The 22,621-nt window shown below is 52.9% G+C and carries 33 protein-coding genes; all 33 read left to right on the top strand.

Annotated features, from left to right (window positions below):
* Positions 1–68: 68 nt before the first annotated feature.
* The 33 genes from rpoC to rplQ all read left to right on the top strand — a co-directional run bounded on the left by rpoC (position 69) and on the right by rplQ (position 22,576).
* Complete coding sequence (gene rpoC / locus ACTH3S_RS00500; protein WP_441807051.1) at positions 69–4,283, top strand: DNA-directed RNA polymerase subunit beta'; 4,215 nt, start codon at positions 69–71, stop codon at positions 4,281–4,283.
* 161 nt (positions 4,284–4,444) lie between these two features.
* Positions 4,445–4,819: a 30S ribosomal protein S12 gene (gene rpsL, locus ACTH3S_RS00495; RefSeq protein WP_018405045.1), complete on the top strand. Its 375-nt coding sequence runs from the start codon at positions 4,445–4,447 to the stop codon at positions 4,817–4,819.
* Positions 4,820–4,934: 115 nt separating this feature from the next.
* Positions 4,935–5,405 (top strand): 30S ribosomal protein S7, encoded by a 471-nt coding sequence (gene rpsG, locus ACTH3S_RS00490; protein WP_441807050.1) that lies wholly within the window; start codon positions 4,935–4,937, stop codon positions 5,403–5,405.
* 18 nt (positions 5,406–5,423) lie between these two features.
* The gene (fusA, locus tag ACTH3S_RS00485; protein WP_441807049.1) at positions 5,424–7,529 is read left to right on the top strand and encodes an elongation factor G; all 2,106 of its coding nucleotides are present in this window, start codon (positions 5,424–5,426) and stop codon (positions 7,527–7,529) included.
* Between the two features lie 35 nt (positions 7,530–7,564).
* Complete coding sequence (gene tuf, locus ACTH3S_RS00480) at positions 7,565–8,761, top strand: elongation factor Tu (RefSeq protein WP_441807048.1); 1,197 nt, start codon at positions 7,565–7,567, stop codon at positions 8,759–8,761.
* Between the two features lie 190 nt (positions 8,762–8,951).
* Entirely contained in the window at positions 8,952–9,263 is a 312-nt protein-coding gene (gene rpsJ / locus ACTH3S_RS00475; RefSeq protein ID WP_041341420.1) for a 30S ribosomal protein S10, read from the top strand.
* Positions 9,264–9,338: 75 nt separating this feature from the next.
* Entirely contained in the window at positions 9,339–9,977 is a 639-nt protein-coding gene (rplC, locus tag ACTH3S_RS00470; RefSeq protein WP_441807047.1) for a 50S ribosomal protein L3, read from the top strand.
* Positions 9,978–9,988: 11 nt separating this feature from the next.
* On the top strand, positions 9,989–10,594 hold the full coding sequence (gene rplD, locus ACTH3S_RS00465) for a 50S ribosomal protein L4 (RefSeq protein WP_441807046.1): 606 nt from the start codon (positions 9,989–9,991) through the stop codon (positions 10,592–10,594).
* Complete coding sequence (rplW, locus tag ACTH3S_RS00460; RefSeq protein WP_200204925.1) at positions 10,591–10,884, top strand: 50S ribosomal protein L23; 294 nt, start codon at positions 10,591–10,593, stop codon at positions 10,882–10,884. Before rplD ends, rplW begins: the two co-directional genes overlap by 4 nt.
* Before the next feature lie 17 nt (positions 10,885–10,901).
* Positions 10,902–11,729 (top strand): 50S ribosomal protein L2, encoded by an 828-nt coding sequence (rplB, locus tag ACTH3S_RS00455; RefSeq protein ID WP_441807045.1) that lies wholly within the window; start codon positions 10,902–10,904, stop codon positions 11,727–11,729.
* A gap of 23 nt (positions 11,730–11,752) precedes the next feature.
* Positions 11,753–12,028, top strand: coding sequence for a 30S ribosomal protein S19 (rpsS, locus tag ACTH3S_RS00450; protein ID WP_441807044.1), 276 nt, complete (start codon positions 11,753–11,755; stop codon positions 12,026–12,028).
* Between the two features lie 17 nt (positions 12,029–12,045).
* Positions 12,046–12,378, top strand: coding sequence for a 50S ribosomal protein L22 (gene rplV / locus ACTH3S_RS00445; RefSeq protein WP_441807043.1), 333 nt, complete (start codon positions 12,046–12,048; stop codon positions 12,376–12,378).
* Between the two features lie 11 nt (positions 12,379–12,389).
* Positions 12,390–13,073, top strand: a complete 684-nt coding sequence (gene rpsC, locus ACTH3S_RS00440) for a 30S ribosomal protein S3 (RefSeq protein ID WP_441807042.1) — start codon at positions 12,390–12,392, stop codon at positions 13,071–13,073.
* Between the two features lie 12 nt (positions 13,074–13,085).
* Complete coding sequence (rplP, locus tag ACTH3S_RS00435; protein ID WP_071267348.1) at positions 13,086–13,499, top strand: 50S ribosomal protein L16; 414 nt, start codon at positions 13,086–13,088, stop codon at positions 13,497–13,499.
* Positions 13,499–13,690 carry a 50S ribosomal protein L29 gene (gene rpmC, locus ACTH3S_RS00430; RefSeq protein WP_441807060.1) on the top strand — a complete coding sequence of 64 codons (192 nt, stop codon included), beginning with the start codon at positions 13,499–13,501 and terminating at the stop codon, positions 13,688–13,690. The genes rplP and rpmC overlap by 1 nt, the downstream gene beginning before the upstream one ends.
* Before the next feature lies 1 nt (position 13,691).
* On the top strand, positions 13,692–13,958 hold the full coding sequence (gene rpsQ, locus ACTH3S_RS00425) for a 30S ribosomal protein S17 (RefSeq protein ID WP_071267344.1): 267 nt from the start codon (positions 13,692–13,694) through the stop codon (positions 13,956–13,958).
* A gap of 18 nt (positions 13,959–13,976) precedes the next feature.
* Complete coding sequence (gene rplN, locus ACTH3S_RS00420) at positions 13,977–14,345, top strand: 50S ribosomal protein L14 (RefSeq protein ID WP_304102043.1); 369 nt, start codon at positions 13,977–13,979, stop codon at positions 14,343–14,345.
* 17 nt (positions 14,346–14,362) lie between these two features.
* Positions 14,363–14,683 carry a 50S ribosomal protein L24 gene (gene rplX, locus ACTH3S_RS00415; protein WP_441807041.1) on the top strand — a complete coding sequence of 107 codons (321 nt, stop codon included), beginning with the start codon at positions 14,363–14,365 and terminating at the stop codon, positions 14,681–14,683.
* 15 nt (positions 14,684–14,698) lie between these two features.
* On the top strand, positions 14,699–15,238 hold the full coding sequence (gene rplE / locus ACTH3S_RS00410; protein WP_441807040.1) for a 50S ribosomal protein L5: 540 nt from the start codon (positions 14,699–14,701) through the stop codon (positions 15,236–15,238).
* Positions 15,239–15,251: 13 nt separating this feature from the next.
* Positions 15,252–15,557, top strand: coding sequence for a 30S ribosomal protein S14 (gene rpsN / locus ACTH3S_RS00405; protein WP_041341451.1), 306 nt, complete (start codon positions 15,252–15,254; stop codon positions 15,555–15,557).
* Positions 15,558–15,645: 88 nt separating this feature from the next.
* Positions 15,646–16,038, top strand: coding sequence for a 30S ribosomal protein S8 (gene rpsH / locus ACTH3S_RS00400; RefSeq protein WP_441807039.1), 393 nt, complete (start codon positions 15,646–15,648; stop codon positions 16,036–16,038).
* Positions 16,039–16,047: 9 nt separating this feature from the next.
* On the top strand, positions 16,048–16,581 hold the full coding sequence (gene rplF / locus ACTH3S_RS00395) for a 50S ribosomal protein L6 (RefSeq protein ID WP_441807038.1): 534 nt from the start codon (positions 16,048–16,050) through the stop codon (positions 16,579–16,581).
* A 9-nt stretch (positions 16,582–16,590) separates the two neighbouring features.
* Entirely contained in the window at positions 16,591–16,938 is a 348-nt protein-coding gene (gene rplR / locus ACTH3S_RS00390; RefSeq protein ID WP_096278067.1) for a 50S ribosomal protein L18, read from the top strand.
* Between the two features lie 12 nt (positions 16,939–16,950).
* Positions 16,951–17,451 carry a 30S ribosomal protein S5 gene (gene rpsE / locus ACTH3S_RS00385; protein ID WP_100641176.1) on the top strand — a complete coding sequence of 167 codons (501 nt, stop codon included), beginning with the start codon at positions 16,951–16,953 and terminating at the stop codon, positions 17,449–17,451.
* A gap of 4 nt (positions 17,452–17,455) precedes the next feature.
* The gene (gene rpmD / locus ACTH3S_RS00380) at positions 17,456–17,644 is read left to right on the top strand and encodes a 50S ribosomal protein L30 (RefSeq protein ID WP_441807037.1); all 189 of its coding nucleotides are present in this window, start codon (positions 17,456–17,458) and stop codon (positions 17,642–17,644) included.
* Between the two features lies 1 nt (position 17,645).
* The gene (gene rplO / locus ACTH3S_RS00375; RefSeq protein ID WP_441807036.1) at positions 17,646–18,080 is read left to right on the top strand and encodes a 50S ribosomal protein L15; all 435 of its coding nucleotides are present in this window, start codon (positions 17,646–17,648) and stop codon (positions 18,078–18,080) included.
* A gap of 17 nt (positions 18,081–18,097) precedes the next feature.
* Complete coding sequence (gene secY, locus ACTH3S_RS00370) at positions 18,098–19,420, top strand: preprotein translocase subunit SecY (protein ID WP_441807035.1); 1,323 nt, start codon at positions 18,098–18,100, stop codon at positions 19,418–19,420.
* Positions 19,421–19,450: 30 nt separating this feature from the next.
* Positions 19,451–19,564: a 50S ribosomal protein L36 gene (gene rpmJ / locus ACTH3S_RS00365; protein ID WP_008174902.1), complete on the top strand. Its 114-nt coding sequence runs from the start codon at positions 19,451–19,453 to the stop codon at positions 19,562–19,564.
* A gap of 141 nt (positions 19,565–19,705) precedes the next feature.
* Entirely contained in the window at positions 19,706–20,062 is a 357-nt protein-coding gene (gene rpsM / locus ACTH3S_RS00360) for a 30S ribosomal protein S13 (RefSeq protein ID WP_441807034.1), read from the top strand.
* Positions 20,063–20,075: 13 nt separating this feature from the next.
* Positions 20,076–20,465 (top strand): 30S ribosomal protein S11, encoded by a 390-nt coding sequence (gene rpsK / locus ACTH3S_RS00355; RefSeq protein ID WP_071267319.1) that lies wholly within the window; start codon positions 20,076–20,078, stop codon positions 20,463–20,465.
* 18 nt (positions 20,466–20,483) lie between these two features.
* Positions 20,484–21,104: a 30S ribosomal protein S4 gene (gene rpsD, locus ACTH3S_RS00350; RefSeq protein WP_441807033.1), complete on the top strand. Its 621-nt coding sequence runs from the start codon at positions 20,484–20,486 to the stop codon at positions 21,102–21,104.
* 35 nt (positions 21,105–21,139) lie between these two features.
* The gene (locus ACTH3S_RS00345; protein WP_441807032.1) at positions 21,140–22,144 is read left to right on the top strand and encodes a DNA-directed RNA polymerase subunit alpha; all 1,005 of its coding nucleotides are present in this window, start codon (positions 21,140–21,142) and stop codon (positions 22,142–22,144) included.
* 33 nt (positions 22,145–22,177) lie between these two features.
* A complete protein-coding gene (gene rplQ, locus ACTH3S_RS00340) occupies positions 22,178–22,576 on the top strand; it encodes a 50S ribosomal protein L17 (protein WP_441807031.1) in 399 nt (132 codons plus the stop codon).
* The last annotated feature ends 45 nt before the right edge of the window (positions 22,577–22,621 follow it).

Genomic DNA, 22,621 nt, shown 5'->3' with positions numbered 1-22,621 from the left:
GTTTTTGGCAGCGTGAGCGGGCACCTGGTGTGCCCGCCCGAGATTAACGCCATCCGGAGCTTTTACTGATGAAAGATTTGCTGAATCTTCTCAAGAGCCAGAACCAAAGTAAGGAATTTGATGCCATCCGTATAGGCTTGGCATCGCCGGAGATGATCCGTTCCTGGTCCTTTGGTGAAGTTAAGAAGCCTGAGACCATCAACTACCGTACGTTCAAGCCTGAGCGTGACGGTCTTTTCTGTGCCAAAATTTTCGGCCCAATCAAAGACTACGAGTGTCTGTGCGGCAAGTACAAGCGCCTCAAGCATCGCGGAGTTATCTGCGAAAAGTGTGGTGTTGAGGTTGCACTGGCAAGCGTTCGTCGTGAGCGTATGGGGCATATTGAGCTGGCCAGTCCGGTCGCTCATATTTGGTTCCTGAAATCATTGCCGTCTCGCATCGGTTTGATGCTGGACATGACGCTGCGTGATATCGAGCGCGTACTCTATTTCGAATCGTTCATTGTGATCGATCCTGGTATGACCACGCTTGAGCGCGGCCAACTGCTGAACGATGAGCAGTACTACGAAGCTCTGGAAGAGTTTGGCGATGAATTTGATGCCCGTATGGGTGCTGAGGCCGTCAAGGAACTGCTCGAAGGTATTGATCTGCAGGAGCAGGTTGACCTGCTGCGGGAAGAAATTCCTCAGACCAATTCCGAGACCAAGATCAAGAAGTTCAGCAAGCGCCTGAAAATACTTGAGGCCTTCCTGTATTCCGGCAACAAGCCGGGCGACATGGTCATGACCGTGCTACCGGTTCTGCCGCCAGATCTGCGTCCGTTGGTACCGCTGGATGGCGGCCGGTTCGCGACGTCGGATCTCAACGATCTGTATCGCCGAGTAATCAACCGGAATAACCGTCTCAAGCGTCTGCTTGAACTGAATGCTCCGGACATCATCGTGCGTAACGAAAAGCGCATGCTGCAGGAAGCAGTAGACGCTCTGCTGGATAACGGTCGTCGCGGCCGTGCCATTACTGGCACTAACAAGCGCCCACTAAAGTCCTTGGCAGACATGATCAAGGGTAAGCAGGGTCGTTTCCGTCAGAACCTGCTAGGTAAGCGAGTCGACTATTCCGGCCGTTCCGTAATTGTTGTAGGGCCTTATCTGCGCCTGCACCAGTGTGGTTTGCCTAAGAAAATGGCACTTGAACTTTTCAAGCCGTTTATTTTCTCCAAGCTTGAGCATCGTGGCCTGGCTACGACCATCAAAGCGGCCAAGAAAATGGTTGAGCGTGAAGAAGGCGTTGTTTGGGATATTCTGGATGAGGTTATTCGTCAGCACCCGATCATGCTTAACCGCGCACCGACTCTGCACCGTTTGGGCATTCAAGCGTTTGAGCCGGTACTGATTGAAGGTAAGGCAATTCAGTTGCACCCACTAGTGTGTGCGGCCTATAACGCCGACTTCGATGGTGACCAGATGGCAGTACACGTACCGCTGACCCTGGAAGCCCAGCTTGAAGCTCGTGCGTTGATGATGTCTACCAACAACATTCTGTCTCCGGCAAACGGTGAGCCAATCATCGTGCCTTCACAGGATGTCGTACTTGGTCTGTATTACATGACTCGCGAGCGCAAAAGTGCGCTTGGTGAAGGCATGGTGTTTGCCGATGTAAAAGAAGCCCACCGCGCATACGGTGCCGGTCAGGTTGATCTTCAGGCCATCGTTAAGGTTCGCGTGAAGGAAGTTGCCATTCTTGAAAGCGGCGAGCGCACTGAAGAATATAAGATCGTGGACACCACGGTTGGTCGTGCGCTGCTGTTTGATATTGTTCCGGATGGGCTTTCCTATGACTTGGTTAACAAGCCTATGGTCAAAAAGGCGATCTCGAACCTGATCAATACCTGCTACCGGGATGCGGGGTTGAAAGAAACGGTTATTTTCGCGGATCAGCTCATGTACACGGGCTACCAGTATGCGACGGTTTCCGGTATTTCTATTGGCTTCAACGATTTCGAGATTCCCCCAGAGAAATACGAACTGGTGGATGCGGCTTCGCAAGAAGTTAAAGATATCGAGTCCCAGTACGCGTCGGGTCTGCTGACTCAAGGCGAGAAGTACAACAAGGTAATCGATATCTGGTCGCGCGCCAACGACAAGGTCTCCAAGGCCATGATGGAGCGCCTGGCGAAGGAAAAGGTCATCGGTGCCGACGGCAAGCCCGTCAAAGGCGAAGATGGCGAAGACCTGATGCAGGAGTCGTTCAACTCCGTATACATGATGGCCGATTCCGGTGCTCGAGGCTCTGCTGCGCAGATTCGTCAGCTGGCTGGTATGCGTGGTCTGATGGCTAAGCCAGATGGCTCGATCATCGAAACGCCAATTACCGCCAACTTCCGTGAAGGCTTGAACGTACTTCAGTACTTTATCTCGACTCACGGTGCCCGTAAGGGTCTGGCGGATACCGCACTGAAGACTGCCAACTCTGGTTACCTGACTCGTCGCTTGGTTGACGTATCACAGGATCTGGTGGTTACCGAGGAAGATTGCGGCACCGAAGTCGGCCTGCTTATGACACCGCACATTGAAGGCGGTGACGTAGTTGTGCCTCTGGGGGCTCGTGTGCTTGGTCGTGTAACGGCTCGGGACGCATTTACGCCAACCGATAAGGACAATGCTGTTGTTCCTGCTGGTACGCTGCTGGATGAGAAGACGATTGAGACAATCGAAGGCGCTGGCGTAGACGAAATATGGGTTCGCTCTGCGATCACCTGTGAGACTCGTCACGGTATCTGCTCCAAGTGCTACGGTCGCGACCTGGCTCGTGGTCATCGCGTTAACGTTGGCGAGGCAGTGGGTGTTATCGCTGCTCAGTCTATTGGTGAGCCGGGTACTCAGCTCACCATGCGGACGTTCCACATTGGTGGTGCGGCAAGCCGGGCTTCAGCGGTAGATAGCATTCAGGTCAAGCATGGCGGCAGGGTTCGCCTGCATAACCTGAAGTCGCTCGAAAAGACGAATGGTTCCTTGGTTGTTATTTCTCGCTCTTCTGCGTTGGCTGTGGCCGATGATCAAGGGCGTGAGCGTGAGTTGTACAAGCTGCCATACGGCGCCGTGTTGTCAGTGAAAGACGGTGACGAGGTTGAGGCGGGCGTTGTGGTTGCTAAATGGGATCCGCACACTCACCCAATCATTGCGGAAGCCGAAGGTACAGCCAAGTTCGTCAATATGGATCAGGGTATTACCGTACGTACCCAGACCGATGAGCTCACTGGCCTGTCCACCATGGAGGTCATCGATCCTAAGGAGCGCCCGGCGGCGGGTAAAGACATTCGCCCGGCCATCCAGATGATTGATGAGTCAGGTGAAGACGTTGACTTGCCAGGTGGTGGCGCGGCGATCTTCTTCATGCCGGCAAATGCCCTGGTCACTATGGCCAACGGCGCGCGTATTGAGTTGGGTGATGTGGTTGCCCGTATTCCTCAGGCGAGCTCTAAAACACGTGATATCACCGGTGGTTTGCCGCGGGTTGCCGACTTGTTCGAAGCCCGTCGTCCGAAAGAGTCCTCGATTCTTGCTGAGATCAGCGGAATGGTGTCGTTCGGCAAGGAAACCAAAGGTAAGAAGCGCCTGGTGCTTACGCCGAAAGACGCAGACCCTTATGAGGTTCTGATTCCGAAGCATCGCCAGATGAACGTGTTTGAAGGCGAGACCGTTGAGAAGGGTGAGGTGATTTCGGATGGCCCATCCAATCCGCATGATATCTTGCGCTTGCTGGGTGTGGTTGCGTTGGCGAATTACATCACCAATGAAATCCAGGACGTATACCGCCTGCAGGGTGTTGTCATAAACGACAAGCACATTGAGGTCATCGTTCGCCAGATGCTACGGAAGATCGAAATAACGGATCCGGGTGATACGGCTCTGCTTTCGGGAGATCAGTTGGAGATTACCCGACTGCTCGAAGAAAACGAAAGAGTCATTGCGGAAGACAAAGAGCCTGCAAGGTTCGAGCGTCTGCTGTTGGGTATCACAAAGGCTTCTTTGGCAACTGAGTCGTTCATTTCTGCGGCTTCGTTCCAGGAAACAACCCGTGTACTCACCGAAGGTGCGGTCACCGGAAAGCGCGATTATTTGCGCGGCCTGAAAGAGAACGTAGTGGTTGGTCGACTGATTCCTGCGGGAACCGGGTTGGCTTATCACGCCGAGCGTCGACGCAAGCGCGAACTGGAAGAGCAGGGCGTTACAGCTGCCGACGTTGAAGAAGCTCTGAGCGCAGAACTCAACCGCGGAGGTTGAATTCTGCGTGCCGTCTCCGTGTAGTTACTTATGCGGAGGTGGTTAAAAAGAGAACAGTCGTCTTGACTGTCCGGGGGCGCAGGCTTAAACTTGCGACCCTTAATTTTACCCCCTTTATTGGGGGTAAGTTTCATTGATTTGGTTTTTTGGAGTTTGCTTACATGGCAACGATTAATCAGTTGGTGCGTAAGCCTCGTAAGCGCAAGGTAGCCAAGAGCGATGTTCCTGCTCTTCAGGCATGTCCTCAGCGCCGTGGTGTGTGCACTCGTGTGTATACCACAACGCCGAAGAAGCCGAACTCAGCACTACGTAAAGTGTGCCGTGTTCGTCTGACTAACGGCTTCGAGGTTTCCTCTTACATTGGTGGTGAAGGTCACAACCTTCAGGAGCACAGTGTTGTGCTTATCCGTGGCGGTCGCGTAAAAGACCTTCCGGGTGTGCGTTATCACACTGTTCGCGGAACACTGGACACCCAAGGTGTGCAGAACCGTAAGCAGGGTCGCTCCAAGTACGGTACAAAACGTCCCAAGTCCTGATATCCCACGCGGGTGTCTTTTATCGTTGCTTGTCAGAACGGTAAGAGTAAGGCTGAGTAGCTTTTGGCTATCTCAGGGGTTCCTGAAGACCTTTTAATTAAATAAGGGCTTATCGATGCCTAGAAGAAGAGTTGCAGCTAAACGGGAGATTATCCCGGATCCGAAATTCGGCAGTGCACGTCTTGCCAAGTTCATCAACCACGTGATGGAAAGCGGTAAGAAAGCAGTTGCAGAGCGTATCGTATACGGTGCTCTGACAATCGTTGCCGAGAAGTCCAAAGAAGAGCCGATCGACATGTTCGAAAAGGCCCTGGAGAACATCCAGCCGATGGTTGAGGTTAAGTCCCGTCGTGTGGGTGGTGCTACTTACCAGGTGCCTGTAGAAGTACGGCCTTCCCGTCAGAACGCGCTGGCTATGCGCTGGCTCGTAGAATTTTCACGGAAGCGCGGCGAGAAATCTATGGCGCAGCGTTTGGCCGGTGAGATTCTTGACGCCGCTGACAGCAAGGGTTCAGCTGTTAAGAAGCGTGAAGACGTACACCGCATGGCAGAAGCCAACAAGGCGTTCTCTCACTTCCGTTTCTAATCAGCCGAGGTTTATACAGTGGCACGCAAAACTCCGATTAAACGTTACAGAAACATTGGTATCTGTGCGCACGTTGATGCGGGCAAAACCACAACGACCGAGCGTATTCTTTATTACACCGGTCGTAGCCATAAGATGGGTGAAACCCATGATGGCGCGTCTACTACTGACTGGATGGCCCAGGAGCAGGAGCGAGGTATTACCATTACTTCTGCTGCTGTCACCACGTTCTGGCAGGGTATGGACAAGCAGTTCGATGAGCATCGTATCAACGTTATTGATACCCCGGGCCACGTTGACTTCACTATTGAAGTTGAGCGTTCGCTGCGGGTTCTTGATGGCGCTGTGGTTGTTTTCTGCGGGTCCTCAGGTGTTGAGCCGCAGTCAGAGACTGTCTGGCGCCAGGCCAACAAGTATGAAGTTCCGCGCATGGTGTTCGTCAACAAGATGGATCGCGCCGGTGCTGATTTCTTGCGTGTGGTTGAGCAGATCAAAAAGCGCTTGGGCGCTACTCCGGTTCCGCTGCAGCTGCCAATTGGGTCTGAAGAGAATTTCAATGGCGTTGTAGATTTGCTTCGAATGAAGGCGATTTACTGGAACGGTGATGATCAGGGTATGACCTACGAGTTGGGTGATATTCCGGAAGACATGACCGATGAGGTTGCCAAGTATCGTGAGCTTCTGGTTGAGGCTGCCGCCGAAGCCAGCGAAGAGTATATGGAGAAGTACCTTGAAGAAGGTGAGCTGACTCTGGAAGAAATTAAGAAAGGTCTTCGTACGCGTACCATCGCTAACGAAATCGTTCTTGCTTGCTGCGGCTCAGCCTTCAAGAACAAGGGCGTTCAGGCGGTGCTGGATGCTGTCATCGAATACTTGCCGGCTCCGGACGAAGTAAAAGCGATCCGCGGTGAAGTTGATGAAGATGGCACCGAAGAGACGCGTCCAGTTGATGACAAGGCTCCGTTTGCGGCGCTGGCGTTTAAGATCGCTACGGATCCGTTTGTGGGTTCTTTGACGTTCTTCCGGGTTTACTCGGGTACGCTGGAGTCAGGCAACGCAGTTTTCAACTCGGTAAAAGGCAAGAAAGAGCGTGTGGGCCGTATGGTTCAGATGCATGCCAATGATCGGGAAGAGATTAAGGAAGTTCTTGCGGGTGACATTGCTGCGGCGATCGGCCTGAAGAACGTCACCACAGGTGACACCCTGTGTGACGAAAACCACAAGATCATCCTTGAGCGTATGGAATTCCCTGAGCCGGTTATTTCGGTTGCGGTTGAGCCTAATTCCAAGGCGGATCAGGAAAAGATGGGTGTGGCCCTGGGCAAGTTGGCTCAGGAAGATCCATCCTTCCGTGTGCGTACTGATGAGGAAACAGGCCAGACCATTATTTCTGGCATGGGTGAGCTTCACCTGGATATTCTTGTTGACCGTATGCGTCGCGAGTTCAAGGTTGAGGCGAATATCGGTAAGCCGCAGGTTGCGTATCGTGAGTGTATTCGTAAGTCAGTAGATGTCGAAGGCAAGTTTGTTCGTCAGTCTGGTGGTCGTGGTCAGTATGGTCACGTAAAGGTCAGGATTGATCCGCTGCCGCTGGATGTTGAAGATGGTGAGAACTTCATCTTTGTAAACGAAATTGTCGGCGGTGCTGTTCCTAAGGAATACATTCCAGCGGTTCAGCAGGGTATCTCGGAGCAGATGCAGAACGGCTGTCTGGCCGGCTATCCGCTGCTGGGTATCAAGGCAACCTTGTACGATGGTTCTTTCCACGATGTGGACTCCAACGAAATGGCGTTCAAAATCGCGGGTTCCATGGCGATGAAGAAGGGCGCCTTGGAAGCGAACCCGGCTCTGCTTGAGCCTATGATGAAGGTTGAGGTTGTAACGCCTGAAGATTATATGGGTGATGTGGTTGGCGACTTGAACCGCCGTCGTGGCCTGATTCAGGGTATGGAAGACGGCCCAGCCGGCAAAACTGTGCGTGCTGAAGTTCCGTTGTCTGAGATGTTTGGGTATGCGACTGATGTTCGGTCGGCGACCCAGGGCCGCGCGTCCTACGCTATGGAATTTTCGCGTTATGCGGAAGCGCCAAACAACATTGCCGAAGCAATCATTAAGAAGGGTTGATACCCAGGACTTAAGTAACAGGAAGAGGTGTAACTGTGTCTAAATCAAAATTCGAACGTAATAAGCCGCACCTGAACGTGGGCACTATTGGTCACGTTGACCATGGTAAGACGACTCTGACCGCTGCCTTGACTCGTGTGTGTCACGAAGTTTGGGGTACGGGTTCTGCGAGTGCATTCGATCAGATCGATAACGCACCGGAAGAGCGTGCGCGTGGTATTACCATCGCGACCTCCCACGTTGAGTATGATTCCCCGGCTCGTCACTACGCACACGTAGACTGCCCAGGCCACGCTGACTATGTTAAAAACATGATCACTGGTGCGGCGCAGATGGACGGTGCGATTCTGGTTTGCTCCGCCGCTGACGGTCCTATGCCGCAGACTCGCGAGCACATCCTGCTGTCACGTCAGGTTGGCGTTCCTTACATCGTTGTGTTCCTGAACAAGGCGGACATGGTCGATGATGAAGAGCTGCTAGAGCTGGTCGAGATGGAAGTTCGCGAGCTGTTGAGCGCGTACGACTTCCCGGGTGACGACACTCCGATCGTTACCGGTTCAGCCCTGATGGCGCTGCAAGGTAAAGACGACAATGAAATGGGTACTACCGCTGTTAAGAAGCTGGTAGAAGCCCTGGACGATTACATTCCTGAGCCAGAGCGTGCGATTGATCAGCCGTTCCTGTTGCCGATTGAGGATGTGTTCTCTATTTCTGGTCGCGGTACGGTTGTGACTGGTCGTGTTGAGCGCGGTATCGTCAAGGTTGGTGAGGAAGTTGAGATTGTTGGTATCAAAGATACCGTTAAGACAGTCTGCACCGGTGTTGAGATGTTCCGTAAGCTTCTCGACGAAGGTCGTGCGGGCGAGAACGTAGGCGTACTGCTGCGTGGTACTAAGCGTGACGACGTTGAGCGTGGCCAGGTTCTATGTAAGCCAGGCAGCATCAAGCCGCACACCAAGTTTGAGTGCGAAGTGTATATCCTGAGCAAGGACGAAGGTGGTCGTCATACTCCGTTCTTTAAGGGTTATCGTCCACAGTTCTACTTCCGTACAACCGACGTAACTGGTTCCTGTGAACTGCCGGAAGGCGTGGAAATGGTTATGCCGGGTGACAACGTGAAGATGGATGTGACGTTGATTGCTCCGATCGCCATGGAAGATGGCCTGCGCTTCGCGATTCGCGAAGGCGGCCGTACCGTTGGTGCCGGCGTAGTTGCAAAGATCATCGAGTAATACACTCGTTGCATCAGGAGGAGGGGCTGATTTGATCAGCCCCTTTTTCCGTTTCGGTCGCAACCGCTTCACTCAACCCTGTCAAAACTATGTTTGTTGACAGGGTTGAGTATTATGCATACAATGCGGCTCCTTTTTTTGAAGGTCGGCTAACTAGTTAGTAGCTGCTACGAGTGGAGTTTGGTGCATCATGCAAAGCCAAAAGATTCGAATCCGGTTGAAGGCGTTTGATTATCGCCTGATCGACCAGTCCACGCAGGAGATCGTCGATACCGCTAAGCGGACCGGCGCTCAGGTGCGTGGGCCTATCCCTCTGCCGACGCGGAAGGAAAAGTACACTATTCTGGTTTCTCCGCACGTCAATAAAGACGCGCGCGACCAGTATGAAATTCGTACTCATAAGCGTTTGCTCGACATTGTTGAGCCAACCGAAAAGACAGTAGATGCTTTGATGAAGCTAGACCTGGCTGCAGGTGTAGACGTTCAGATTAGCCTCGGTTAATACCGCCCGGTATTAGTCTGTGTAACTGTCCTAAGGCCATAGAGGGTGAGAGCCCCGTACACTTAGAGGTGAAACATGGCAATTGGTGTTGTCGGCCGTAAGGCTGGTATGACCCGTATTTTTACGGAAGATGGGCAGGCGTTGCCTGTCACAGTAATTGAGGTTGAACCTAACCGCATTACTCAACTCAAGACTCTTGAGAATGATGGCTATCGCGCTGTTCAGGTGACTGTGGGTGCGCGTCGCGCGTCACGTGTTACTAAGGGCGAGGCAGGTCATTTTGCCAAGGCTGGTGTAGAAGCTGGCCGGGGGGTTTGGGAGTTTCGTCTGGCTGATGGCGAAGGTGAAGATCTAGCCGCAGGCGGCGAGATTGCTGCGACTGTTTTTGAAGATGGTCAGGCTGTTGATGCTACCGGTCAGTCCAAGGGTAAAGGTTTCCAGGGTGGCGTAAAGCGCTGGAACTTCTCCATGCAAGATGCAACGCATGGTAACTCCCTATCGCATCGTGCTCCGGGTTCTATTGGTCAGAACCAGACTCCGGGCAAGGTATTCAAGGGCAAAAAGATGGCGGGCCAAATGGGTAATGCGCAGGTAACAGTGCAGAACCTGAAAGTTGTCCGTGTCGACGCCGAGCGCAACCTCCTGCTGATTAGTGGTGCCGTACCTGGCGCGACTGGCAGTGATGTTGTCATCAAGCCTGCACTTAAAGCCTGAGGAGCGGTTCGATGGAATTGACTATTACAGGTAGTGGCAAAGGAATTTCTGTTTCCGATGCTGCATTTGCCAAAGATTTTAACGAGTCGCTGGTTCACCAGGTGGTTACTGCTTATATGGCAGCCGGCCGCCAAGGCACCAAGGCTCAGAAGACTCGTTCAGAAGTTCGGGGTGGCGGTAAGAAGCCTTGGCGTCAGAAGGGTACAGGTCGTGCACGTGCCGGTACCATTCGTAGCCCAATCTGGCGCGCCGGTGGTGTGACCTTTGCTGCTAAGCCTCGCGGCTTTGAGCAAAAGGTTAACCGTAAAATGTACCGCGCAGCAATGTGCTCTATTTTCTCTGAGTTGGTTCGTCAAGAGCGCTTGGTTCTGGTTGACGATTTCACGATCGATGCACCAAAGACCAAAGCTTTTACTTCTAAGCTGGCAGATTTGGGTGTTTCCAATGCCCTGATCTTGACAGAAAGCCTCGAGCAGAACCTGCATCTGGCTTCTCGCAACGTGCCTCACGTCGATGTGCGTGATGTTGCAGGTCTGGATCCAGTTAGCCTGGTTGGCTTTGAGAAGATCGTGGTGACTGTTCCCGCTCTGAAGAAGATCGAGGAGATGCTGGGATGAATCAGGAACGTATTTATAAGGTCCTTCTTGGGCCTCACGTATCGGAGAAAGCCTCTATGGTTGCCGAGCATGGTCAGGTCGTTTTTCGGGTCGCCCCGGACGCCACCAAGCCGGAAATCAGGAAGGCTGTTGAGCAGTTGTTCAACGTCACCGTAGAAGGTGTTCAGGTTCTGAATCGTAAGGGCAAGCTTAAGCGCACTGCCCGCGGGTTCGGCAAGCGTAATGACATTCGTAAGGCTTATGTAAAGCTGGCTGAAGGTCAGGACATCGATTTTCTGGATGTGGAATAAGGTAAAGGGGTCGTAATATGCCGATCGTCAAAACCAAACCAACATCTGCCGGACGCCGTCACGTTGTAAAGCTTTACAACCCGGATTTGCACAAAGGGCGCCCTTACGAACCGTTGGTCGAATCACAAAGTAAGTCGGGTGGCCGTAATAACGCTGGCCGGATTACTACCCGTCATGTTGGTGGTGGTCATAAACAGCACTACCGTATTATTGACTTTAAGCGGACCAAAGATGGTATTCCTGCGACAATTGAGCGCATTGAATACGATCCTAACCGCTCTGCGCATATTGCGCTGATCAAGTACGCCGATGGCGAGCGTCGTTACATTATCGCTCCCAAAGGCCTGCAGATTGGTCAGCCTGTGCGCTCAGGAATCGACGCGCCTATTAAGGTGGGAAGCACGTTGCCGCTGCGGAATATCCCAGTAGGTTCTGTGGTTCATTGCGTTGAGCTCAAGCCTGGCAAAGGTGCTCAGCTGGCTCGCTCTGCGGGCGCATCCGTACAGCTGGTTGCTCGGGAAGGCGCTTATGCGACTATCCGCCTGCGTTCAGGTGAAATGCGTAAGGTGCTTGTAGATTGCCGTGCTACGTTGGGTGAAGTATCCAACAGTGAGCACAGTCTCAAGCGGCTTGGCAAAGCGGGTGCATCACGTTGGCGTGGCAAGCGTCCAACAGTACGTGGTGTTGCTATGAACCCAGTTGACCACCCGCATGGTGGTGGTGAAGGGCGTACCTCTGGCGGACGTCACCCGGTTACTCCGTGGGGTGTTCCGACCAAAGGGCATAAGACTCGTAAGAACAAGCGTACTGACAAAATGATAGTACGTCGTCGTTCAGCCAAGTAAACGACTACATAGAGGTAAATGCTGTGCCACGTTCTTTAAAGAAAGGTCCTTTTATAGACCTGCATCTGTTGAAGAAGGTCGAGGCAGCTCTGGAAATAAATGACAAGCGACCGATCAAAACCTGGTCGCGTCGCTCAACGATCTTTCCAGAGTTCGTAGGCTTGACCATTGCAGTCCACAACGGCAGGCAGCACGTGCCGGTTTATGTCACCGAAGATATGGTCGGGCATAAACTGGGTGAGTTCGCGGCAACGCGTACTTATCGTGGCCATTCGGCCGACAAGAAAGCTAAACGCTGATTGTGAGGGGAATAGAAATGGAAGTAGCAGCCAAGTATAAGGGCGCTCGCCTCTCAGCTCAGAAAGCACGTCTTGTCGCCGACCAGGTCCGCGGCAAGGCTGTTGAGGACGCCCTGAACATTCTGACTTTCAGCCCGAAGAAGGCGGCGGGGATTATCAAGAAAGCTCTTGAATCTGCCATCGCTAACGCTGAGCACAACGAAGGTCTGGACGTTGACGAACTGCGGGTTTCCACTGTGATGGTGGATGAAGGCCCGACGCTCAAGCGGATCAAAGCTCGAGCCAAGGGGCGCGCTGATAGAATCATGAAGCGCACCTGTCATATCACCGTCAAGGTCGCCGACAAGTAGGAGATGCTCAGATGGGTCATAAAGTAAATCCGATCGGCTTTCGCCTGGGTGTGATCAAAGAGCACAACTCAGTATGGTATGCCGATAAAAAGGAATACGCGAAGAACCTGTTGAATGATATTCAGGTGCGCGAATTCCTAGACAAGCGTCTTGTAAAAGCGTCTGTCAGCAAGATTGTGATCGAGCGCCCTGCTCAGAACGCCCGTATCACGATTCATACTGCCCGCCCCGGTATAGTTATCGGTAAAAAGGGTGAAGATGTTGATCGTCTGCGTCGTGAAGTCGGCGCAATGATGGGCGTGCCCGTCCACATCAACATTGAAGAAGTCCGCAAGCCGGATTTGGATGCCCGCCTGGTAGCACAAAACGTTGCCGGTCAGCTGGAGCGTCGTGTGATGTTTCGTCGTGCTATGAAGCGCGCGGTACAGAACGCAATGCGTCAGGGAGCCAAGGGTATTAAGATTCAGGTTGGCGGTCGTCTCGGGGGAGCTGAAATTGCCCGTTCCGAGTGGTATCGCGAAGGTCGTGTTCCGCTGCACACACTGCGTGCAGATATTGATTACGCAACCTACGAAGCGCACACCACTTACGGCGTAATCGGCGTCAAGGTATGGATCTTCAAAGGTGAGATTCTTGGTGGTATGGAACAAGTCCGTGCTGACAAGAAAGCCTCTGGGAAAAAAGGTTCTAAGTAAAGGGGCACTCTTATGCTGCAACCAAAACGCACCAAATTTCGCAAGGTAATGAAGGGCCGTAACACCGGTCTTGCTCACCGCGCTAACAAGGTGAGCTTCGGTGAATACGGATTGAAGGCGACCAGTCGCGGGCGTATAACTGCTCGTCAGATTGAAGCCGCACGTCGTACCATGACTCGTAAGATCAAGCGGGGTGGTAAGATCTGGATTCGCGTCTTCCCGGACAAGCCGATTACTGGCAAGCCCCTGGAAGTTCGTATGGGTAAAGGTAAAGGTTCTGTCGAGTATTGGGTGGCTGAAATTCAGCCGGGCCGTATGCTCTACGAGATGGAAGGCGTTGCTGAAGATATCGCGCGTGAAGCTTTCACTCTGGCTGCTGCCAAATTGCCGGTACAGACCACCTTTGTAACGAGGACGGTGATGTGATGAAAGCAACAGAGCTGCGTGCAAAGTCAGCCGAGGAGCTGAAGCAAGAGCTGATCGGTCTCCTAAAGGAGCAGTTCAACCTGCGCATGCGTAAAGCGACGGGTCAGCTGAATCAGTCTCATCTCCTCCCAGGGGTGAAGCGTGATATTGCTCGCGTGAAAACAGTATTGAACGAAAAGGCAGGACAGTGACATGACCGAAGCTACCCAAACTGCCAGAACTCTGAGCGGCAAGGTCGTGAGCAACAAAATGGAGAAATCCATCGTGGTGTTGGTCGAGCGTCAGGTAAAGCATCCTCTGTACGGTAAGTACATGAAGCGTTCAACCAAGATTCACGCTCACGATGAGAGCAATCAGTGCAACATCGGTGACACTGTGACCATTCAGGAAACCCGTCCGGTCTCTAAGACCAAGAGTTGGGCCCTGGTGGAAGTCACTGAACATGCATCCAAGGTGTAAATCGCCCGGAGAACAACCATGATTCAGACTCAGACAATGCTTGAAGTCGCGGATAACAGCGGTGCGCGTCAGGTGATGTGCATTAAGGTCCTGGGCGGTTCACACCGGCGTTACGCCAGCGTAGGGGATGTTATTAAGGTGACCGTTAAGGAAGCCATCCCCCGCGGTAAAGTGAAAAAAGGCCAGGTCTTGAAGGCTGTAGTAGTGCGCACCCGCAAAGGTGTACGCCGTCCCGATGGGTCGCTGATCCGTTTCGACGGCAACGCGGCTGTACTTCTGAACGCTCAGGACGCACCAATTGGTACTCGGATCTTCGGACCGGTTACCCGTGAACTGCGAAATGAAAAGTTCATGAAAATTATCTCACTGGCACCCGAAGTACTTTAAAGGACCAGAGGCCGGTTATGAAAAAGATTAAACGAGATGACGAAGTAATCGTCACTACGGGGAAAGACAAAGGCAAACGTGGTAAAGTTCTGAAAGTTCAGGACGACGGCCGTGTGATTGTTTCTGGCATCAATATGATGAAGAAGCACACAAAGCCGAACCCGATGCTGGGCACCCCAGGTGGCATCGTCGAAAAAGAAGCACCTATCCAGGCTTCCAACGTAGCTGTTTTTAATCCGCAGACCGGCAAAGCCGATCGTGTTGGCTTCCAGGTTAAGGAAGACGGGACGAAGACGCGGATCTTCAGAGCTACGAACGAAGCTGTCGATAACCAGTAAGCGGTGGTGGTTACGATGCTTAACATGAAAGAGCAGTACAGCAAGGAAGTGGTACCCGCCCTGCAGAAAGAGTTCAGCTACAAGAACATTATGCAGGTTCCGCGTATCGAGAAGATTACCCTGAACATGGGTGTCGGTGAGGCGGTTGGTGACAAAAAGCTGATTGAAAATGCTGTGGCAGATTTAGAGCGCCTGGCAGGTCAAAAAGTGGTTGTTACTACGGCACGTAAATCTGTTGCGGGCTTTAAGATCCGTGAAGGTTGGCCGATTGGGTGTAAAGTTACCCTGCGCGGTGAGCGTATGTGGGATTTCTTTGATCGCCTGGTTCACATTGCGGTTCCCCGTATTCGTGACTTCCGTGGTCTGAATCCCAAGTCCTTTGATGGGCGCGGTAACTACAGCATGGGTGTGCGTGAGCAGATCATCTTTCCTGAGATCGAGTACGATAAAGTCGACAAGATCCGCGGTCTAGATATCACCATTACCACCAGTGCCGATACCGACGATGAAGGTCGTGAGCTGTTAAAAGCTTTCGGTTTTCCGTTCAAGAAATAAAGGAACGAGAGTAATGGCTAAGGTTTCCATGAAAAACCGTGAGTTAAAGCGCGAGCAAACCGTTGCGAAATTCGCAGCGAAGCGCGCTGAGCTCAAGGCGATTATCAAAAACCCAAATACCAGCGATGATGACCGTTGGGATGCGCAGATGAAGCTACAGCAGCTTCCTCGCGATGCGTCTCCTTCGCGTCTTCGTAATCGTTGCCAGGTGACTGGTCGTCCCCATGGCGTTCTTCGCAAGTTCGAGCTTTCACGGATTAAGCTCCGTGAATACGGCATGCGCGGTGACGTTCCGGGTCTGACTAAAGCAAGCTGGTAAGATAGGTAACCTGACTTAGGTCAGGTGCCTGTTGGTAAGCGGTGCGGCAAGCCGCTGCACAACTAAAAAGATCAGGAGCCTCATACCAATGAGTATGCAAGACACGCTTGCGGATATGGTAACCCGTATACGCAACGCCCAGATGGCATCGAAAGCAGACGTTACGATGCCGTCTTCAAAGATGAAGGTCTCAGTAGCTCAAGTCCTAAAGGATGAAGGTTATGTTGGAGATTTTTCCGTTTCAGCCGACGTAAAGCCTGAGCTGACGATCGCTCTTAAGTATTTCGGTGGCAAGCCAGTTATTGAGCAGATTAAGCGGGTTAGTCGCCCAAGTCTGCGACAGTACAAAGGCACCGGGGAACTGCCGAAGGTATCCGGTGGTTTGGGAGTCGCGATTGTCTCTACGTCTAAGGGCGTAATGACAGACCGCGCCGCACGAGCTGCTGGCGTGGGTGGCGAAGTCATCTGCACCGTATTCTAGGAGAATCACATGTCCAGGGTTGCCAATAATCCTGTCGTGCTGCCTTCCGGTGTTGAGGTTAAGCTGAACGGACAGGAAATTAGTGTAAAGGGCTCCAAAGGAGCGCTAGAGTTTTCAATTCACCAGGCGGTGGAAGTAAAGCAAGAAGAGAATCTTCTTCGTTTTGCTGCCCGTGATGGTGCCCAACAGTCCCGCGCTCTTGCTGGCACAACCCGCGCGCTGGTCGGCAATATGGTGACCGGCGTATCCGCAGGCTTCGAGCGTAAGCTCCAGCTGATCGGCGTAGGTTACCGGGCCCAGGCGCAAGGTAAGAAGCTCAATCTGACACTGGGTTTTTCTCACCCGGTAGAGTATGAGCTGCCCGAGGGGATTACTGCTGAAACTCCGTCCAATACGGAAGTTGTTATCCGCGGTATCGACAAGCAACAGGTTGGCCACGTCGCTGCGGAAATCCGCGCGTTCCGTCCGCCCGAGCCTTATAAGGGCAAAGGTGTACGGTATGCGGATGAGCAGGTAAGACGCAAAGAAGCCAAGAAGAAATAAGGCGGGACTATGAGCGCGAATAACGAAAGATTGCGTCGCGCACGCAAAGTGCGCATGAAGATCCGTGAACTGGGTACGACACGCTTGTGCGTTCACCGCACCCCGCGTCATATGTACGCCCAGGTTACGACAGCAGATGGCAGCCAAGTGATTGCTACTGCCTCCACGTTGGATAAGGAATTGCGCCAGGGTGCAACCGGTAACGTGGACGCCGCCAAAAAGGTTGGTCAGCTGATTGCTGAGCGTGCCAAGGCGGCAGGTGTGGAGCAGGTAGCATTTGACCGCTCCGGTTACCGTTACCACGGACGCGTACAGGCTTTGGCCGATGCAGCCCGTGAAGCTGGCTTGCAATTCTAAGAGGTGGAGAAGATGAGCGTTAACGATCAGAAGGCGCCTGAGCTCCAGGAGAAGCTGGTTCAGGTGAATCGCGTCGCCAAAGTGGTCAAGGGTGGTCGCGTTTTCGCGTTCACCGCACTGAGCGTTGTTGGTGATGGTAAAGGACGCGTTGGCTTCGGCCGCGGCAAGGCACGCGAAGTGCCGGTCGCTATCCAGAAGGCAATGGAAGCTGCACGCAAGAACATGGTAGATGTGCCGCTCGACGGTACTACCCTGCAGTACGCAGTGAAAGCCCAGCATGGTGGCTCCAAGGTGTACATGCAGCCCGCTTCTGAGGGTACAGGTATCATCGCCGGTGGTGCGATGCGTGCGGTACTCGAAGTCGCAGGTGTTCAGAACGTACTGTCTAAGTGTTACGGGTCTACCAACCCGGTGAACGTGGTACGTTCCACCATCAAGGGTCTTCAGGCCACTCAAGCGCCTGAAGATATTGCAGCCAAGCGCGGTAAATCCGTCGAAGAGATTCTGGGTTGAAGTCATGGCGAACGCAAAAACGATCAAAGTAACTCTGATCCGCAGCCCCATCGGCTGTCAGCCCAAGCACAAGCTTTGTGTGAAGGGTTTGGGTCTTCGTAAAATCGGCCAATCCGTTGTTGTGGAAGATACTCCTTCCATTCGCGGCATGGCTAATCGGGTAGATTACCTGGTTCGGGTTGAGGAGAACTAAGATGCGTCTAAACGAACTTAGTCCAGAGCCCGGTTCACGTCCTGCTGCGAAGCGCGTTGGTCGTGGGATCGGTAGCGGTTTCGGTAAAACCGGTGGCCGTGGTCACAAGGGTTTGAAATCCCGTTCCGGTGGCAGTGTTGCTCCTGGTTTCGAGGGTGGTCAGCAGCCTTTGGCTCGTCGTCTTCCGAAGTTTGGTTTTACATCGCGCCAGCAGCGCTATGTGGCCGAAATTCGTCTGAACGAACTGGCGAAGGTAGAAGGCGACATTGTGGATATTGCAGCTCTTAAGAAGGCTGACATCATCCGCGAAGAAATTCGCGAAGCCAAGGTTATCCTGTCGGGCGAGCTCGACCGCGCAGTAACCGTGAAAGGACTTCGGGTAACTAAAGGCGCGCGCGAGGCAATTTCTGCCGCGGGTGGCAAAGTCGAAGACTAAGGCGAGTCGAGGACTAAATGGCCAAGAACGCATCATTGCCTGCGGGCGCGGGAAAAGGACTGGCAGAGCTGCGATCGCGGCTCTGGTTTGTCTTCCTGGCATTGTTGGTGTACCGGATAGGTGCCCACATTCCGGTGCCAGGTATTAACCCAGACCGGCTGGCAGCACTGTTTGAGCAGAATCAGGGTACAATTCTGAGTATGTTCAACATGTTTTCAGGTGGTGCGCTCGAGCGCATGAGTATCTTCGCTCTCGGTATCATGCCGTATATCTCTGCCTCGATCATCATGCAGCTCATGACAGCGGTAAGTCCGCAACTTGAGCAGCTGAAGAAAGAGGGTGAGGCTGGCCGTCGAAAGATTAGCCAGTACACGCGGTATGGTACGGTTGTCTTAGCTCTGGTTCAGGGTTTTGGTATTTCTGTCGGGTTGGCCTCTCAGGGCGTCACCTTTAACGATAGTTTCAGTTTCCACTTTGTGGCGGTTGTCTCTTTCGTGAGCGGTGCGGTCTTCATGATGTGGCTGGGTGAGCAGATTACTGAGCGAGGTGTTGGCAACGGCATCTCCCTGTTGATTTTTGCAGGTATTGTCGCCGGGCTTCCCGGTGCAATTGGTCAGACTCTGGAACAGGCTCGTAACGGCGAGATGAGCCTGTTGGTTGTTCTGGGGATCGGTATCCTTGCGATTGCAGTAGTTGGCTTCGTAGTTTTCATGGAGCGTGGGCAGCGTCGGCTGACCATCAACTACGCGAAGCGGCAGCAAGGGCGCCGGGTGTTTGCTCAACAGTCTAGTCACCTACCTTTGAAGGTGAACATGGCTGGCGTCATTCCGCCCATTTTTGCTTCTTCCATTTTGCTGTTCCCGGCATCGCTGGGACAGTGGTTTGGCCAGGGCGAAGGTATGGAGTGGCTCAGCGATGTCTCCCAGGCACTGGCTCCAAGTCAGCCGTTGTACATCATTCTGTTTGCAGCAGCGGTGGTCTTCTTCTGCTTCTTCTATACAGCACTGATGTACAACCCGAAAGAAGTTGCGGATAACCTCAAGCGCTCTGGCGCGTTTATTTCGGGCATTCGTCCGGGTGATCAGACTGCCAAGTATATTGATGGTGTTCTGACTCGCCTGACTCTGTTCGGTGCAATGTACATTGCAGCAGTCTCCCTGTTCCCTCAGTTTCTGATGGTTGCGGGGAATGTGCCCTTCTATTTGGGTGGCACCTCACTGCTGATTGTTGTAGTCGTGGTGATGGATTTCATGGCCCAGGTTCAGTCGCACCTGATGTCGCATCAGTATGAATCGCTGATGAAGAAGTCCAATCTCAAGGGCTATGGTCGGAACGGTTAAACCCGTTCCCCTTGAAAACTGGAGTCGACAATGAAAGTACGCGCTTCGGTAAAGAAAATTTGCCGTAACTGCAAAGTAATTCGTCGCAATGGCTCAGTACGAGTCATTTGCTCGGAGCCTCGCCATAAGCAGCGTCAGGGCTAATTCCTTCGGGAAGCGGTCTGGCCTGTGAAAGGGGCATGAATAGTAGCGCTTGACTCGGTAGCGGGTCAGGCGCTATTATTTCGCGCCCTTATTAGTGGCGGAAAATTCACACAGCATAGCTTTGAACGCGGAGTAATTTGGATGGCACGTATAGCCGGTGTCAATATACCCGATCACAAACATGCTGTTATCTCGCTGACCTATATCTTTGGTGTTGGCAAGACAACAGCCCAGAAGCTTTGCGATGCAACCGGCGTTACGCCGGACGTAAAGGTCAAAGACCTTTCCGACGAGCAGCTTGAATCACTTCGTACAGAAGTTGGTAAAGCACTCGTTGAAGGCGATCTGCGTCGTGAAGTACAGATGAACATTAAGCGTTTGAAGGATCTCGGATGTCACCGTGGTCTGCGCCACCGTCACGGACTTCCAGTCCGCGGCCAGCGCACCAAGACCAACGCGCGCACCCGTAAAGGTCCACGCAAACCTATTCGCAGGTAACAGGTAGGCAAACATGGCAAAGCCAGGTACACGTACCCGTAAAAAGGTGAAAAAGACCGTTGTTGATGGCGTCGCGCACGTTCACGCGTCCTTCAATAACACTATCGTGACCATTTCTGACCGTCAGGGCAACGTCCTGTCTTGGGCTACCTCTGGTGGTTCCGGTTTCCGTGGGTCACGCAAGAGTACACCTTTTGCTGCGCAGGTAGCAGCTGAAAGAGCCGGTAACGCGGCTGCTGAATACGGCCTTAAAAACCTGGACGTAGAGGTTAAGGGTCCCGGGCCCGGACGTGAATCTGCAGTTCGTGCTCTTAATGGGTGCGGCTACAAGATCACTAACATCACAGATGTGACGCCGATTCCCCATAACGGTTGTCGTCCGCCTAAAAAGCGCCGCGTCTAACACAGGAGACAGTGAAATATGGCTCGTTATATAGGCCCGAAGTGCAAGCTGTCTCGTCGTGAAGGGACAGACCTTTTTCTGAAGAGCGGTGTTCGCTCACTTGATTCCAAGTGCAACATCGAGACTCCGCCGGGTATGCATGGCGCACGACGCAGTCGTCTGTCTGAGTACGGCGTACAGCTTCGTGAAAAACAGAAAGTCCGTCGTATTTACGGCGTTCTGGAAAAGCAATTCCGCAACTATTACAAAGAGGCGGCTCGCCTAAAAGGTGCCACAGGTGAAAACCTGCTGCAGCTTCTCGAGACGCGTCTTGATAACGTTGTATATCGCATGGGGTTCGGTTCTACCCGTGCAGAGTCCCGTCAGCTCGTCTCCCACAAGGCGATCCTGGTTAATGACAAGGTAGTGAACATTGCTTCCTATAAGGTCAAGCCAGGTGATGTTGTGAGTGTACGCGAAAAGGCCAGAAATCAGCTGCGCGTTAAAGGCGCTCTGGATCTGTCTGCAAGCCGTGCACCGGTGAGCTGGGTAGAGGTCGACGCCACTAAGATGTCTGGCGTTTACAGTTCAGTACCTGAGCGTACTGAGTTGCCGGCCGACATCAACGAGAACCTCATCGTCGAGCTTTACTCTAAGTAAAGCCCAGTTAGCAACGATAGCAGATAGGGGCGTCTATGCAGCGTTCAGTACAAGAGTTATTGACACCTCGTACGATTGACGTGAAAGAATCGAGTGCAGTTCGCGCTAAGGTTACTCTTGAGCCTCTGGAAAGAGGCTTCGGTCACACCTTGGGTAGCGCGTTGCGTCGCATTCTCTTGTCTTCGATGCCGGGCTGCGCCGTAACTGAAGCGCAGATTGATGGTGTCTTGCACGAGTACAGCGCCATTGAGGGTGTCCAGGAAGACGTAATCGAGATTCTTCTGAATCTCAAAGGCGTTGCGGTCAAAATGAACGGTCGGGACGACACTGAGTTAACGCTCAGCAAGAAAGGTCCGGGCGTTGTCACAGCTGGTGATATTAAGCTGGATCATGACGTTGAGATTTCCAACCCGGATCATGTGATCTGTCACCTGAGTGAAAACGGTGAAGTGAACATGCGTCTACGCGTTGCACGCGGTCGCGGCTATGAGCCTGCAGATCAGCGTGGTCTCGACGAAGATGAAACCCGCGCCATCGGACGTCTGCAACTGGATGCAACCTTCAGCCCGGTTCGTCGTGTAGCCTATTCCGTGGAAAGTGCACGAGTAGAGCAGCGTACCGATCTGGACAAGCTGGTTATTGATTTGGAGACAAATGGCACTATCGATCCGGAAGAAGCAATTCGCCGGGCGGCCACGATTCTCCAGCAGCAACTGGCGGTATTTGTCGATTTCGATCATGAAAAAGAGCCAGAACGCGTTGAGGAAGAGGAAGAAATTGATCCGATTCTCCTGCGCCCGGTTGATGATCTGGAACTGACAGTGCGTTCAGCTAACTGCTTGAAGGCTGAAAACATTTACTACATCGGCGATCTTATCCAGCGCACAGAAGTTGAGCTGTTGAAGACGCCTAACCTTGGTAAGAAGTCGCTCACCGAGATTAAGGACGTTTTGGCGTCTCGCGGTTTGTCTCTGGGTATGCGTCTTGATAACTGGCCACCGGCTAGCCTTCGTGGCGATGATCGGGTTTTGGGCGGTTGATTGCCGATTAGTTTAAGGTAAGGAATCAGAGCAATGCGTCATCGTAAGAGTGGTCGTAAGTTCAGCAGGACCAGTGCGCATCGCAAGGCCATGTTTCGTAACATGACTGCGTCACTGGTTGGTCATGAGCTGATTAAAACAACGCTGCCGAAAGCCAAAGAGCTTCGTCGTGTAGCAGAGCCTTTGATCACGCTCGCCAAGAAAGATTCGGTTGCGAATCGTCGTCTGGCGTTTTCTCGCCTGCGCGACGACGCAGCGGTTGCTAAGCTGTTTAACGAGCTTGGCCCCCGTTACAACGAACGTCCGGGTGGTTACCTTCGTATTCTGAAGTGTGGCTTCCGTGCTGGCGACAATGCCCCTATGGCATTTGTTGAGCTGGTAGGTCGTCCGTTGGAGATCGAAGCAGAAGAAGTAGACGAAGACGGCAAGTAACATCGCCGTTTAGTTTAGAAAAAACCGGAGCCGGAAACGCCTCCG

The organism is Marinobacter sp. (assembly GCF_052094685.1).
Classification (GTDB): Bacteria; Pseudomonadota; Gammaproteobacteria; order Pseudomonadales; family Oleiphilaceae; genus Marinobacter.
Note: the sequence above shows the minus strand (reverse complement) of the source record. Positions and strands in the feature narration are given on the sequence as shown.

Coding starts and splice junctions, on each gene's coding strand:
- rpoC (WP_441807051.1), top strand. CDS start 69: ATGAAAGATTTGCTGAATCTTCTCAAGAGCCAGAACCAAAGTAAGGAA.
- rpsL (WP_018405045.1), top strand. CDS start 4,445: ATGGCAACGATTAATCAGTTGGTGCGTAAGCCTCGTAAGCGCAAGGTA.
- rpsG (WP_441807050.1), top strand. CDS start 4,935: ATGCCTAGAAGAAGAGTTGCAGCTAAACGGGAGATTATCCCGGATCCG.
- rpsJ (WP_041341420.1), top strand. CDS start 8,952: ATGCAAAGCCAAAAGATTCGAATCCGGTTGAAGGCGTTTGATTATCGC.
- rplC (WP_441807047.1), top strand. CDS start 9,339: ATGGCAATTGGTGTTGTCGGCCGTAAGGCTGGTATGACCCGTATTTTT.
- rplD (WP_441807046.1), top strand. CDS start 9,989: ATGGAATTGACTATTACAGGTAGTGGCAAAGGAATTTCTGTTTCCGAT.
- rplW (WP_200204925.1), top strand. CDS start 10,591: ATGAATCAGGAACGTATTTATAAGGTCCTTCTTGGGCCTCACGTATCG.
- rplB (WP_441807045.1), top strand. CDS start 10,902: ATGCCGATCGTCAAAACCAAACCAACATCTGCCGGACGCCGTCACGTT.
- rplV (WP_441807043.1), top strand. CDS start 12,046: ATGGAAGTAGCAGCCAAGTATAAGGGCGCTCGCCTCTCAGCTCAGAAA.
- rpsC (WP_441807042.1), top strand. CDS start 12,390: ATGGGTCATAAAGTAAATCCGATCGGCTTTCGCCTGGGTGTGATCAAA.
- rplP (WP_071267348.1), top strand. CDS start 13,086: ATGCTGCAACCAAAACGCACCAAATTTCGCAAGGTAATGAAGGGCCGT.
- rpmC (WP_441807060.1), top strand. CDS start 13,499: ATGAAAGCAACAGAGCTGCGTGCAAAGTCAGCCGAGGAGCTGAAGCAA.
- rpsQ (WP_071267344.1), top strand. CDS start 13,692: ATGACCGAAGCTACCCAAACTGCCAGAACTCTGAGCGGCAAGGTCGTG.
- rplN (WP_304102043.1), top strand. CDS start 13,977: ATGATTCAGACTCAGACAATGCTTGAAGTCGCGGATAACAGCGGTGCG.
- rplX (WP_441807041.1), top strand. CDS start 14,363: ATGAAAAAGATTAAACGAGATGACGAAGTAATCGTCACTACGGGGAAA.
- rplE (WP_441807040.1), top strand. CDS start 14,699: ATGCTTAACATGAAAGAGCAGTACAGCAAGGAAGTGGTACCCGCCCTG.
- rpsN (WP_041341451.1), top strand. CDS start 15,252: ATGGCTAAGGTTTCCATGAAAAACCGTGAGTTAAAGCGCGAGCAAACC.
- rpsH (WP_441807039.1), top strand. CDS start 15,646: ATGAGTATGCAAGACACGCTTGCGGATATGGTAACCCGTATACGCAAC.
- rplF (WP_441807038.1), top strand. CDS start 16,048: ATGTCCAGGGTTGCCAATAATCCTGTCGTGCTGCCTTCCGGTGTTGAG.
- rplR (WP_096278067.1), top strand. CDS start 16,591: ATGAGCGCGAATAACGAAAGATTGCGTCGCGCACGCAAAGTGCGCATG.
- rpsE (WP_100641176.1), top strand. CDS start 16,951: ATGAGCGTTAACGATCAGAAGGCGCCTGAGCTCCAGGAGAAGCTGGTT.
- rpmD (WP_441807037.1), top strand. CDS start 17,456: ATGGCGAACGCAAAAACGATCAAAGTAACTCTGATCCGCAGCCCCATC.
- rplO (WP_441807036.1), top strand. CDS start 17,646: ATGCGTCTAAACGAACTTAGTCCAGAGCCCGGTTCACGTCCTGCTGCG.
- secY (WP_441807035.1), top strand. CDS start 18,098: ATGGCCAAGAACGCATCATTGCCTGCGGGCGCGGGAAAAGGACTGGCA.
- rpmJ (WP_008174902.1), top strand. CDS start 19,451: ATGAAAGTACGCGCTTCGGTAAAGAAAATTTGCCGTAACTGCAAAGTA.
- rpsM (WP_441807034.1), top strand. CDS start 19,706: ATGGCACGTATAGCCGGTGTCAATATACCCGATCACAAACATGCTGTT.
- rpsK (WP_071267319.1), top strand. CDS start 20,076: ATGGCAAAGCCAGGTACACGTACCCGTAAAAAGGTGAAAAAGACCGTT.
- rpsD (WP_441807033.1), top strand. CDS start 20,484: ATGGCTCGTTATATAGGCCCGAAGTGCAAGCTGTCTCGTCGTGAAGGG.
- ACTH3S_RS00345 (WP_441807032.1), top strand. CDS start 21,140: ATGCAGCGTTCAGTACAAGAGTTATTGACACCTCGTACGATTGACGTG.
- rplQ (WP_441807031.1), top strand. CDS start 22,178: ATGCGTCATCGTAAGAGTGGTCGTAAGTTCAGCAGGACCAGTGCGCAT.